This window comes from Bacillus sp. K2I17 (assembly GCF_002209985.1).
Taxonomy (GTDB): domain Bacteria; phylum Bacillota; class Bacilli; order Bacillales; family Bacillaceae_G; genus Bacillus_A; species Bacillus_A wiedmannii.
The window spans coordinates 1-12,543 of the sequence record NZ_NJGF01000068.1 but is presented as its reverse complement, the minus strand read 5'-3'; the positions used below and the strand labels follow the sequence as shown (position 1 = coordinate 12,543).

16 protein-coding genes and 2 pseudogenes are annotated in these 12,543 nt (G+C 34.3%); 13 read left to right on the top strand and 5 right to left on the bottom strand.

All coding sequences use genetic code 11. The features are described from left to right. Window positions 1-238: 238 nt before the first annotated feature. On the bottom strand, window positions 239-523 hold the full coding sequence (locus CER22_RS29675) for a DUF4183 domain-containing protein (protein ID WP_001123250.1): 285 nt from the start codon (window positions 521-523) through the stop codon (window positions 239-241). Window positions 524-733: 210 nt separating this feature from the next. Between CER22_RS29675 and CER22_RS32780 the strand changes: the two genes are divergently transcribed. The 12 genes and pseudogenes from CER22_RS32780 (at window position 734) to CER22_RS29615 (ending at window position 8,783) form a co-directional block, all read left to right on the top strand. Next, the gene (locus CER22_RS32780; protein WP_142291749.1) at window positions 734-943 is read left to right on the top strand and encodes a hypothetical protein; all 210 of its coding nucleotides are present in this window, start codon (window positions 734-736) and stop codon (window positions 941-943) included. Window positions 944-1,327: 384 nt separating this feature from the next. Further along, entirely contained in the window at window positions 1,328-1,924 is a 597-nt protein-coding gene (locus CER22_RS29660; RefSeq protein ID WP_000122592.1) for a hypothetical protein, read from the top strand. A 554-nt stretch (window positions 1,925-2,478) separates the two neighbouring features. Beyond that, complete coding sequence (locus CER22_RS33370; protein WP_157639288.1) at window positions 2,479-2,631, top strand: hypothetical protein; 153 nt, start codon at window positions 2,479-2,481, stop codon at window positions 2,629-2,631. 220 nt (window positions 2,632-2,851) lie between these two features. Then, window positions 2,852-3,046, top strand: coding sequence for a hypothetical protein (locus tag CER22_RS29655; RefSeq protein WP_080000129.1), 195 nt, complete (start codon window positions 2,852-2,854; stop codon window positions 3,044-3,046). 879 nt (window positions 3,047-3,925) lie between these two features. Then, complete coding sequence (locus CER22_RS29650; protein WP_000390479.1) at window positions 3,926-4,150, top strand: hypothetical protein; 225 nt, start codon at window positions 3,926-3,928, stop codon at window positions 4,148-4,150. Window positions 4,151-4,225: 75 nt separating this feature from the next. Beyond that, window positions 4,226-4,652: pseudogene (locus CER22_RS29645) on the top strand (phage holin family protein). An 82-nt stretch (window positions 4,653-4,734) separates the two neighbouring features. Next, on the top strand, window positions 4,735-5,241 hold the full coding sequence (locus tag CER22_RS29635; RefSeq protein WP_088610337.1) for a YpiB family protein: 507 nt from the start codon (window positions 4,735-4,737) through the stop codon (window positions 5,239-5,241). A gap of 15 nt (window positions 5,242-5,256) precedes the next feature. Beyond that, on the top strand, window positions 5,257-5,703 hold the full coding sequence (locus tag CER22_RS32765) for an MFS transporter (protein ID WP_255298175.1): 447 nt from the start codon (window positions 5,257-5,259) through the stop codon (window positions 5,701-5,703). A 555-nt stretch (window positions 5,704-6,258) separates the two neighbouring features. Then, on the top strand, window positions 6,259-6,675 hold the full coding sequence (locus CER22_RS29630) for a DUF1064 domain-containing protein (RefSeq protein ID WP_088610336.1): 417 nt from the start codon (window positions 6,259-6,261) through the stop codon (window positions 6,673-6,675). A gap of 14 nt (window positions 6,676-6,689) precedes the next feature. Continuing rightward, entirely contained in the window at window positions 6,690-7,421 is a 732-nt protein-coding gene (locus tag CER22_RS29625) for a 2-methylcitrate dehydratase (RefSeq protein WP_088610335.1), read from the top strand. A gap of 69 nt (window positions 7,422-7,490) precedes the next feature. Beyond that, window positions 7,491-8,384 carry a zinc-finger domain-containing protein gene (locus tag CER22_RS29620; RefSeq protein ID WP_256943764.1) on the top strand — a complete coding sequence of 298 codons (894 nt, stop codon included), beginning with the start codon at window positions 7,491-7,493 and terminating at the stop codon, window positions 8,382-8,384. A gap of 9 nt (window positions 8,385-8,393) precedes the next feature. Then, window positions 8,394-8,783 (top strand): hypothetical protein, encoded by a 390-nt coding sequence (locus CER22_RS29615; protein ID WP_088063574.1) that lies wholly within the window; start codon window positions 8,394-8,396, stop codon window positions 8,781-8,783. Window positions 8,784-9,047: 264 nt separating this feature from the next. Here CER22_RS29615 and CER22_RS29610 read toward each other — a convergent pair whose 3' ends face one another. From CER22_RS29610 to CER22_RS29600, 3 genes are all read right to left on the bottom strand, one after another. Then, window positions 9,048-9,455 carry a DUF4870 domain-containing protein gene (locus CER22_RS29610; RefSeq protein WP_088063575.1) on the bottom strand — a complete coding sequence of 136 codons (408 nt, stop codon included), beginning with the start codon at window positions 9,453-9,455 and terminating at the stop codon, window positions 9,048-9,050. A 1,305-nt stretch (window positions 9,456-10,760) separates the two neighbouring features. Beyond that, the gene (locus CER22_RS29605; RefSeq protein WP_088063576.1) at window positions 10,761-11,060 is read right to left on the bottom strand and encodes a hypothetical protein; all 300 of its coding nucleotides are present in this window, start codon (window positions 11,058-11,060) and stop codon (window positions 10,761-10,763) included. Window positions 11,061-11,147: 87 nt separating this feature from the next. Then, window positions 11,148-11,369 carry a hypothetical protein gene (locus CER22_RS29600; RefSeq protein ID WP_000807683.1) on the bottom strand — a complete coding sequence of 74 codons (222 nt, stop codon included), beginning with the start codon at window positions 11,367-11,369 and terminating at the stop codon, window positions 11,148-11,150. Between the two features lie 145 nt (window positions 11,370-11,514). On the opposite strand from CER22_RS29600, the gene CER22_RS33905 reads away from it, so the two are divergent. Beyond that, window positions 11,515-11,637 (top strand): hypothetical protein, encoded by a 123-nt coding sequence (locus tag CER22_RS33905; RefSeq protein WP_256943763.1) that lies wholly within the window; start codon window positions 11,515-11,517, stop codon window positions 11,635-11,637. Window positions 11,638-12,029: 392 nt separating this feature from the next. Here CER22_RS33905 and bclF read toward each other — a convergent pair. After that, a pseudogene (gene bclF / locus CER22_RS29595) lies at window positions 12,030-12,543 on the bottom strand (exosporium-associated protein BclF); the annotation flags it as partial.

Genomic DNA, 12,543 nt, shown 5'->3' with positions numbered 1-12,543 from the left:
TCCATTATAATGTATAAGCGTAAAATATTTAACAATTAGCTATGTGGTAAAAATTTCATTTTGTATTAGTTTAAAACTAAAAAAGAGCACCATATAAGTGCTCTTTTCAAGAGTGAGTATAAATACCAATCATCCTATAATAGTATATGCACCGCATTATGTAGTTGCTACTAAAATTAACTTCATTTTTTAAAATTAGAGGTTTCTTTTAATGAAACCTCTAAAAAGATAACTAAATTTACGTTATTGTAAATTCGATTGCGATAGGAGTTCCTCCATCTAGGACAGCTCCTCCTACAATAGTAGCAGCTGTAGTAGTCACACCAGTAATAGTATCCCCTGTTTGAATAACGCCATTAATATAAAGTGTTAAAAAAGCATAAGAAGCAGGGAATGTTGTTACAGCACCAGTGTCATCAGTGAAGTCTGTGTTAGCAAAAGTTAAATCTGCTCCAGCGACAGTCCCTGTTGCTGCTGTACTTACAAATCGTCTTCCAGCTATAAAGGGCTTAACGATAGGCATTTATGTTCACCTCTTTTTTGAGAATAAACTCAGACAAGTTTTTTGAAAGTCTTGTCCTGTATTTTATTCTATGTTGTGCTTCTTTTAAAAGATACGGCTTGTATACTAGTAAAAAATTATAATTATTATGTGTTTAATAGATGCTGTATAAATTTAAACAAAATAATTCGTTTATAAGTGAGTAGATCGAACGGAGGGGAACCGTATCGTATGAATCAATTGTCATTTTTTAAAGACATCGATGAAAAGGAGATGCATAGACTTGTGGTGAAGGAGCTGAAAAACTACAAAGCATTGTGCGTCCGGATGAAAAATCAAGAAGAACAGGCTCGAGCGGGGGGCATCGTTCTTTTTCCTAAAATGAAAGGTGACGAAAAGAATCATGAGATACGTGTTAAACAAATTGAACGGACGTTGTAACATCTCTTGATGAAGAGGAACGTAGGATAATTGAAATGAAGGACTTAGGGAATCGAAAGGTTAAAGATTCGTTTGTGTACAACGAATTTATGATAAAGCGTGATCCGTTTTATCATAAAGAAAAAAGTGATATTCAGTTGATAGCTACAGCTGTGGGGATTATATAAACTTAGTTTTGAGGTATCGGAAATGGGATTCTAGTATTTTGTAATGTTGTATAGATTGGTTAAGATGAGGTTGTTCTGCTTTACATGTTATATTATTTCTCTGCCCTGCCAATTGGTAGGGTTTTTTCATTCTATTAAAAATAATAATAGCTCGTCCAAACCTTTTAAATCTATCTTACATAGTATGTAGTAATAAATTTAAAAGGGGGAAACTAGTATGTCTTATTCCTACTATGATCATTGTAAGGATAACAAAAAGAAATATCATGATTGTCATAAAAGTAGTAAGAGTTATGACAAATGTGATAAAAAACATGATGAAAAGCCTTGGGTTAATGTAAAAGTGAATTGTTGTTCTGATGATAACCAATACAATCTTGTAAGAGCGTCTGCTTTTAGAGCTGTGAGCACAGTTAATCAGATTGTGCCAGCAAATACTTTTGTAAAAGTCTTATTCCAAAATGAACAATTTGATTTAGCAAATGAATATAACCCTGCAACATCCATTTTTATACCAAAGACAAGGGGTGTTTATTCTGTTATTGGAACAATTGCGTTCATTCCCAATAATCTAAACGTAAACTATAGAGCGCGGGTAGAAATTCGAGTTAATGGAAATCCAGCAATTGCAATAGATAATGATTTTTTTGGTCCAATAAACTTTGCTAATGTTGTTGCCGTTTCATCAATAATTCAATTGAATGCTGGGGATGTAGTCGAGGTTTTTGCACAAAGTAGCGTAGCTGGAGTTATCTCTACTGTAGAAAATAGTACGCATTTTGAAGCTGCAAGATTTCCGTCTCCAACAGAATAAGTGATATGAAATCCATCAGTAATCTTATCTAAGTAAAGTCACTAATTTATATTTGACCTGCATAAATGCAGGGCTTTTTTTCGATAAAAAGGGAACGTTTCCGGGGATTTCTCAAAACAGAATCAATATTACTCTATATCTATACAGTTCTTTGAAAGAAGAATAGTGTGGGGATAGCGTAGCCCCTTTATCAAAACGTTACCGGAGAACGGGCAAGGGCGGTAAGAATCCGCAAGAAGGACGAAAAGACCAATTGAATTTATATAGTCAGCCACGATGTGTGAGTGTCGTGGCTTTTGTGTTTCTTATTGAGCCTGGTATATTTGCTGGGTTGATTGGTGATATAAACGTTTGATATACAGGTGCTTTAATTATATATAGGGGATTGCTCTTTTTCGTTTGCCCCTTTACATATATTGAAGAGTGTAGGACAGGCTCACTCGCTTGTATCTACCTTATTTCAATACTCATAAGAAACTCTTTATCACATTAAGAGCATCTACTGGCGCAGGTGCTCTATTTTTATTGAACAAAATGGGGGAGGGTTGTTATAAATGATAGGGCTTAATCCACTCCATGAATGGTGGAAGATGAGTAGTTACACAAAATGGTATCACTACTTCTGGTTGACGCCAATAATTGCAGTGTTTCTCGGAATAGCTTGGGTAGTTTTAACAATCGTTGATTCTGTTTTATTTAAGAAATAGGAATGATGCCGAATGATAAGACCAATATCAATTATTGTAGACGCTGCCATGATCTGGTTGGTGTCTTGTTTGTTGTTAAGGAAAGATAAGGGGCGAGGCAGACTTGCAAATTGGAATATTATTAGTGTAAAACAAAAAACATAGGCTAGTAAACAAGCTGTTTTCAACTTTTATTCATAGAATATGATGAATTCTATTTTTAGAGGAGGGAATCATATCTATGGGATGCAACAATAATTTTGGACATTCTCGAGATTGCAATAGATTTTGGGATGATTTAGTATTTTGCGGATGCGGTCGTAGACGCAGAAGAAACGATTTTAACGACTGTCATTGTAGACGTGACTGCGATTGTGATGAGTGTCGTCGCAGACGTAATCATGACCGTGATCGTGATGATCGTCGAGATTGGTAAAGCCTTTTAAAAGAGTGCATATCTTTATAGCACTCTTTTTTATTAAGATTTTTAATACTTAATAATTTGAAAGGCGCAGTCTCAATTGGATTTAGCGTTTAACAAAACAAACGAACGAAAAAGAAAAGTAAGAATCAAATGATTCCTGCTAGGTGGAGATATAAGATGGATAATCCGATAGTGCTAATAAATTCTGGTGAAATGTAAAAATCTGATTTAAATCCGTTTGGTGTTTTGATTTTAAGGTTCATGTCCCGACTCCCTTAGCTCTTTTTTATCTTACATTGCTATATACAAAGCAAAAGGAAGTTCGTAACAAATAAACGAGAAATATTTTTAAATAAAATTTATTTAGCAATCAGCATAAGTAGTGAACTCATGAAAATATAAAAACTTGAACGTGAGGTGACAGGTGAAATGTAGATGGCGAGACAGCGTAGTCCAGACCGTGATAAAGTATTTGGCTTAGTTACATAAAATAGAAGATATGAGTAAGTGAAGAAACGGCATAAAAAGAAGCGTAATTCGTCAAAGGAACATAATGATCCATTACCATCAAGTTAAGAAATTTATTGTTTCCGATTAATAGTAACGTTTTTATGTGATTGTTATTGATTTTAAAAAATAAAAAATCGCCTTATTTAAAGGCGATTCATAATTTATTTATAAGAGATTACATTAATAAACAACAAGATAGCAACGTTAGAAGAGTTAGTTCGAAAATTAATAAATGAGAAATCAGAGCAGCCGTAAGCTGTTTTTATTTTGCACAAAATACGGATTTTGTATGGGATTTCCTGCGATAAATTCACCATGAATAAGGTTGTCTCATATCATGTAAAGATTGCTTTATTAAGATGATAAAAGGATGTGAACGTATTGGAAGATGTTTATGTGAAAATTGATAGTTTAAAAGCAGAACAAAAAGAAATCATGCGAGATATTCGTAATTTAGAAACCCGCACAACAATTAATGAGAAAGACATAGCAACAATTAATAAGCAATTAGAAAAGATTAGCATGAATACAACTTGGATTTTGCGAATTATTATTAGCGCAATCACTATGTCAGTTTTGGGTTTAATATTAAAAGGGATGATTTAAAATATAAAAATAAAAGTACTTATTAAGAGAGGGAGAAGCGTCTCTCTTTTTTTATTATAAATAAGGAGTGAAAAGATGGATCGTATGGATGTATTACTGAAAGCATTTATAGTTTTATTCGGTGGCTTCTGCGGATACTTTTTGGGAGGACGGGATACAACGTTGAAAGTTCTTGTTATTATGGCAGCAATTGACTATATTACCGGTGTATTCGCAGCAGGAATTAATGGAGAGTTAAAAAGTAAAGTTGGTTTTAAAGGCATCGCCAAAAAGGTGGTGCTTTTTCTTTTGGTCGCAGCAGCCACTCAAGATGATTGCAATTATGGGAACAAACAGTGTAATTCGTGAAGCAACGATTTTCTTTTTCATCGGGAATGAATTGCTTTCATTGTTAGTAAATGCTGGTCGTATTGGAATCACTTTACCTTCAGCTCTAACCAATGCGGTTGAAATTTTAGATGGGAAACAAAAACAAGCGGAGAAAAAAGGAGTGGATCAATAATGGGACAAATAAGCAGCAACGCAAAAAGAAAATTGGAATGCTTGGATAGGAAAATTTGAAGGATGGAAAAGGGGGTTACTGCATGAGCATCGTGTCGGTTGAGAAAAAGCGTGAATTTATTGAATGGTTCAAAGAGCATTACAAAATGAAGTGGAGAGAGTGCCTTTGGATTTTGGAATATTTACTGAAAAATGAAGGGGCATTAAAAAGGGTTCATTTTGTAGAACGAGTTAAATTCGATAAACCAATTTCATTGTTTATGTCTACGCAATGCACAAAAACAGTACCATTTAAATTTTATAAAAACAATTTAGTTTCTGATGATCCAGACAAAGCTTTTGATCAGATCCGTTTTAATCAAAAAGAAACAATTTTTATTGAATTAAACTTCGCTGATAAATTCAGATATCCGTTATTCATTGAGGTATTAGAAGGTGAAGTATCTGATGAAACAGATATACCTTTTACTGAAAGATTGGAACTAGCACAGGTAGTTAATGATTTAGAAAAACTCGCCAAAGCACAACTTATCGATCATGCACTAGACACAAGAAACGAAGAATTGTTCCGTAAGTTGATTGCGAATTAAGGGAGAGGTGGAAGAATGGTGGTCCTTTACAAATTCAAACTCACAACTATTTTCGAACATTGGCCAAATGAAGAATTTGTAGTAGCGGAAACGGAAGGAAAAGCAAGATTCCTGTACTGGCAGAAGTTCAGAACAAGATTTCTAACAATGCCAATGGTTGAATTTATGAAGTTTGTAAAGTGCGAGAATGAAGGCGTTTTTGATATCAAGCGCATGTACAGCGCAGAGAAAGCTTTCAAGAAAATGCAGAATTATCGCAACCTGCATTTCGCTTACATGGGTATGCGAGTAAATATAGCTGGCATGTGGGGTACGATCGTCGGAAACTGGAAAACTCATTTGTTCGTTTTGTTCGATGGAGAAATTGAGAAGCACAACTGTCATCCTTTTTGGGAAATTGCTTACTACGATGATGAGGGGAAAGTGGTGCAAAACTACCAAAAAGGAGAGTATGCGGTATAAGTAAAAAAGGACGAGCAGTCGTACCTGCCGTCCTTTATAGGAGAAAAATTATTCTGGATTAGAACTACGAATAACCAGAAAACGCGCTTTAAAACAGTGTTGTCAAAGATGTAATAATCTATGCAACAAAAAGCTTAGTCGGAATTCAAAACACCAAATGGCTTGCATTGGCAACAGGCTCAAAAGTAGTATATGTAAAATGAAAAATTCCATACAAAAAGCAGACAACATTTTCGGTTGTCTGCCAGTTAGTCGAATGAGTTAGCTAATTGTGATAAATTGCATTCCCATTGCGAGAAGAGTGAAGCTGCTAGTTCAAACAGCTTGTTGGTATTATTTTCGATATTTTTAAAAATATACAGTAAGAATTAGAAAAGTGATGAACCAATCTGCCTCTTACTGTAAAAGAAGGAAGTACCAGCCGTGGATTAAGCGGCTTGAAAATAGTATGTATTGATTTTTGAAAAATATTCAAGGGGTGAAGAAACATGGAATGTGCACAAAATACTGTACATAAAATCACTCAGTTAATTAGTGAAGCGAAAGAGAAAAGTTATGAGTAAATATAACAATAAAAAAGTTAAACTAGACGGTCATGTATTTGATAGTAAAGCTGAAGCCGATTATTACTCCGGATTAAAAATACGGCAAGCTGCAGGTGAAATTACCAGCTTTGAATTACAGCCAAGATTCACTTTGCAGCCAGTATTTATAAAGAACGGCAAAAAATATCAAGCAATTACATATAGTGCAGACTTCATGGTCTATTTGCCGAATGGTGATGTGGAAGTCGTAGACATAAAGGGTATGGTTACCGAAACATTCGCGGTGAAAAAGAAGATGTTCGAATACAAGTACCCACATTTACAACTCATCTTGCTAAAACATGTGAAGAAATACGGTGGCTTCATCACGCTAGATGAGTACAACAAGTTAAAACGTGAAGAGAAAAAACTAAAACAAGCAAAATAAAGGGAGCGGATTATATGTCATATATCGAATTCAAGCCAACGTTAAAGAAAGTAAATCTTAAGCCTGATGGGAAAAAAGAAATTGTGTTGGAAGTAACGGATTCATCATTACGCGGTAAGTTGGATGTACTTTCAGAAATGATTGATACGAAGGTATTTATCTCACTGGAATCCATGCAGGTTAATTTCAATGTTACTGTAAATGCGAAAACGAACGAACCACTAACACAGTATGAAGTTGATGATAAAGGTGTTGTGAAAGAAGTAAAGGTATCGTTTGAACAATTAGAAGCTGATTTCGATATTCCAGAAGAGAAAATTCCAACTCGTGAAGAGAAAGAGCAAGCAGATCGTGAAATTGTAGATGCGTTTATCATTAGTGGCCTTGCTCCAGGTTTAGATGATTTACCACATGATTTTGCTTACATCGTGAAACGAAAACTTGAGGGAGAGTCTTATCTGAAGTTAGCGAATGAGCTGAAAATTTCTAACGTGAAGCTAATTGAAATGATCGATGATTACCGCGCTCGTATAGCACCGATGGCAATTAAATGGCACGAATGGAAAGAAAATCAGCCAGATGTAGCAGAACAACCAAAGGCAGAAGAGAAACCGAAGGAAGAAACAGAGACAGAAGAAACGGTTGTAACGGAAGAAGAACAGGTGCAAGAAAAAGAATCGCAATCTTCTGAAGAAAGTAAAGCTGCAGATGAGGATAAACCTTTTGATGAAAAATTAGAAGACTAATAAAAGTAGGTTGGTAGTATGACAAGTTCGTTGTGCTACCTACCTTTCAATCTCATATGGGGTGATGGATTGAGCAAAACGGAGAAACGTCAAATCCGAATCAGGATTTTAAATATACAGGATGAACATTGCAAAGGCTGTAAAACTGTTCCGAAATCAGTTGGAAACAATTATGTGCTAGCACGGTGGTGTTCAGAGAACTGTGGAATCGGTGAAAAACTAAAAACATTAGGTGAAAGCCTACTCGAGGGGAGAACGGAATATATGGCTGAACAAAAAAACTGGGATCAAATTTGTGCGACTGCTGAAAAATTACGTGCTTCTGATGAAAAGAAATGGACTTGGGGGAAAATCGGAGCAGAGTTCGGAGTAACAGAAGGCAATTTATATTATCACGTTGCAAAAAGACGTGAAGCAAATACAGCGCCTGATAAGTGTGTGGGCGCATCAAAGAATCCTCAGAACACAAAACCATCACTACAACCTCAAAACGTTGAGAAAACGATTTATGAACCGTTAGATTTTAAAGTTATAGAAGAGGATTATTTAAAGAAGGTGACGGAATTCGATTCAGGATGGAAAGTACAATTAACTGAATTAATAGATGAAAAAAATACACTTCAAAAAGAATTACGTGAAGTATCGAAACTGTATGAGGACCTCAAAAAAGCAAATGACATACTTGCAAAAGAACATATCGCGGAAACAAAATTACGCTTGGAAGCAGAAGATGCACTAAAGCTCATGCAAGATCAGCTACAATCTCGTGATGAGGATTACAACACAGTACTTAATGAATTTAATGCAATTACGGAAAAGAATCATGAATTAGAGCATGACCTTCGAAAAATGCATATCCAAGTTGGTGCTGCAAATGAAACGGCAGAGATGGAAAGAAAGCATCGTATTGAGCTACAAGGTAAAACACAAGCGCTTGGTATGGCGCTCAAAGTAGTTTTATAGGTGAGCGATATGAAACTGACAAAAGAAGAACGAAAAGAGCTCACATACCAAATTGGTGACATTATCGAACAGAAATGCAGACGTTGTTATTACAATCGCACATCAAACGAATGCTTCAGTATTAATGAGTGTAAAGCATGCCCGACTGGTGATGAGTTACGCCAGTTGGGTAGATATTTTGATACACAGCCTAAAAAGAATGGTGGACCTAGAAAGAGAATTCCAGTTGGATTAACACCTGAAATCGTAAGGGATTTGAATAAGCAGGGAATTCCGGATACGGAAATCAGCATTATGTATGAACGTAACTTTACTTATGTTGGAAAGCTCAAGAAGAAGTGGGAAAGTGAAGGGAAATGGAAAGGTCCAACTGATATGAGAGAAATCAAAAAAGGCTAGGATTTCTCCTAGCAATCAAGCATAAGTCGTATGGAAAGGACGTATTGTGCAAACTGGGTATTTTCAAGTTCATTATATAACGATTATCGGGTAGATAGGTTGAATTGTAGCAATCTTTACGCAGGTTTTACATGATATTAAAAATTTTGATAAAGACCAAATTTGAATTTTATTAAAAAGAAGAAACGGAGGAATATGCAAAAGACTTTGAAAGGTCCATAAAAAAAGAATTCAGTAAAACACTGAATTCTTCTACATGTATTTTTATTTGTTAATCCATTTAGAAATAATAGGATAATGAAAGTCTTTTTCTTGTAGTACATATAAAATTCCTTTTATAGGTCCGAAAATCAATAAAAGAAACAGTATTAGATATAAAGGAGCTACCCCGAAAATAATCAATGCGTTATTTGAAGCCAAGTCTAAATTAGACAAAGATAGTATTAAGATTCTTGTTATGAAAAGATTCCAAATGACTGTAATTATCCAAATGAATAGTTGGTAAAAAACAGCTTCAAGGATATTTTTTCGAATGTTTTCTGATTTGAATATAAAATAAAAAACCAATGGTATATAAAAAATTGTGACACTAAAGAAAATAAGAATAAAAAAAGATAATAATGTAAGAAAATGCATAATTAATTTTATGTTCTTTTCTTGAGTTAGGATCATTAAGGTTCTCCTATATTTATGAGATTTATTGTGCCTATTAAAATATGTACTGTTGATAATTATAACATGAAAATGGATTGTAATAGAATACTGCATAAAAAAGAACAAGTAATAAATTAAACAAAAGCGTTATTTGAATAGAAAATGGCAGGTAATTGACTAAGTTACCTGCCGTGATCCAAAACAGTACGGAGGAACAAGCTCCGTTTTGAAAGAGTGTAGTCATGGGAAGTTGACTTACAGATAGTATGTGTAATGTAAAAAAATTATTTGTAAAGGAGAACGAAAAAAGAGTACATATCAAATATGTACTCTTGAAAAAAGGAAGTGTATATAAGTGATGAAACACTATACTACAACATATGCTTGTCTCATTTAAAAGTGCAAGGAATAAAACAAAATAGTTATTGTATAATGACAAAAATTAAAGAACCTGTTAGCTATAACAGGTTCTGTGTACAAGGAGTTCAAGGAATACAAGGAAACTGGTCTAGAGAAACCTGTGTATTCTTTGGCTTAATAGTAATGTATTCAAAGCAAACATAAAAATGAATAAAAGTTAAATAGAAGCCTTATTTAATAAAATAATCGCGTACAAAAAATGTACACGATTATATAGAAACTATGTCTTGCGTGCTCATTGCATTGTATGTCTATTGTATGTAAAACGTGATACATTGCAATACATTAAAAGAGCACTTTTAGAAGTGCTCTCTGACCAAAACTAATAATGAAAAGGAATACCCAAGATATTATATGTATATTTTTTAGATAGGTGTAATTTTAAAACAAAATCTTTCTATTACACAACAAAGCAGCTAGTTAACAAAACTAACTGCTCGTTGTACAAAAGAAACGCTGCGCTTACAGAAATAGTTTGTAACTTTAAGTTACAAAAATAGTATGAACGTGGTTAAAAAAGTTATTCAGAAATGAAAGAAAACAAAATAAAAAAGAGCACCATGCATCAGTGCTCTTTAAGATAGGAGGTAACACTTTGAGCTGGATGTTTAGGTTAAAAATATATGACGTAGAAAAGAAATAAGACCTAAAATTTCTTTTCAACTCCATACAAAAGAGCAGCTAGCAAAAGCTAACTGCTCGCCCAAGGAAAACAGAGAAAGGATAACCATGTATCTATAGTATTTACGGAATATTGAGTTTTATTCGGACAAGTCAAAGGAAAGAACTGTATATTATTGCTTTTCGGACAAGTCTCTTATAGTGACAGTTACTGGCTTCATGTGTAAGAACTACACGTGTATCTTGAAAATAATGATTATTTATCCAAATGTAAATTTACAATTAGAGTAGAATCGCATCAATGCGCTCGCAGTTAACTACAGTGATATCTCCATTTTCACCTATAAATGTAGCAAGGCATGATTTATTATGGAATCCTACAAACATAGAAGCTTTTAATACTGTGCCGTTAACTAAAAGTTGTTTTATTTTTTTTCCTAAGTAAAATGTTTCTAAAAGATAGCAAATATCTTTAGAACTCTCTTTGGGGGTTGAGATAAAAGAAGGTCGGTTATTTGGAAGAGATGTTAGATTAGGATTGAATACTTTGGGGATAATAGCATAGTTTATGAAAACTGACATTTTTTTGACTCCTCTTTTTTGTAGTTTATATTGAAATATGCTTATGGAATTGTGAGGTAGGGCTTTTTTCAAAGCCCCATCTTTACTCTACTCAGCTTCAATTCTAAGTGCTTGAATATCACGACAGTCCAAAATAATAATAGAGCCAGGTTCTGTTGTGTTATCCACAAATGTTACACAAAAATTATCTGGATTAAAGTTAGTAAAAATAAGATCCTCTAGTGTTGTTCCTGTAAGGAAAACATCTACTTCTGTACCTAACTGTAATCTTTCTAATTGTTCGCAAACACATTTTGTATGCTCAGCCATATAAAAAACCTCCTTTCCTCGGTTTACTATTAATATATGTATAAATTAAATAGAACGATTGGAGTAATAGCTTAATAATACTAATTATTTTGCTAGTTAATATGTTTATAAAATAATCCTTTTAATAGAAAGTGAAGTTAGGAAAATGGAAGATACCGTAAAGCTTTTAGGTGATGACGGAATGTTAGGAATGGAGTTCAAGAAAAGAAAGATTCGTGTTTATAACACAGAAGGCGATGTGATGGAATTACTTTCTACGAGAGTGTAGACTCAAGAAGTCATCGATTTTCTAGAAGAATGCAAAAAGAAAATGAAGTAAAAGTTCATTAGAGTAGATCGAACGGAGGGAAACCGTATCGTATAAATCAAAAGGAATTCCAGATAAGGAAATCAGTATTATGTATAATCGTAGCTTTACCTATGTTGGAAAGCTCAAGAAGAAGTGGAAAAGTGAAGGGAAATGGACAGGACCTACTAATTTGAGAGAAATCAAAGGGGGTGGAGCGAATGCCTGAATTAGTTGATGTAAAAGCCATGTCGGATATCGGATTTGCTTAGTAACAAAAAAGCCTCTCCAATCAGATTTGAAGAGACTTTTCTTTCACATATCATAGCAATTTAGCTCTTGTTAAACTAGGATTTAAGTTCATTCTAAGATGTTTATGGCGTACCGATAGTTACTGCCAGCAATGCAGCAATTCTATCTAAAGCTTCCTGTACTGTAGTAGGAGGAAGAGGAGCCCAGTTTGCTGGATTAATAGGTGTATAGGCTAAATCGAAAGCATCATCAACTCTAATTAAAGATGTACTTGTTCCTATAAGATTTATTCGGGAACGAATAGGTAATGAATCAACTGTCGCTCTGACTCTTGTAATAACGTTATTATCGCCGTTGACAAATAAATTCCCTGAATTAGGGCTGGGATTGAGGATGTTTTCTGTAATAGCAAAACTGGTTAAATTTAAGGGGTCAATTGGAATGTGACCAGGTAGCACATTAATAATGACATTACCATTTATTCCTCCACCAACTAAGTTGACTTGGGTATCTGTGGTTGCTTGCGAATTAATAGTAATATTGCCACTAGAAACGAACGAAGCAAACATTGCCATGTTAATTCCATTTTGAGTATAACCAGCGGATAACATTGAATCACGGATATTCACTTGATTC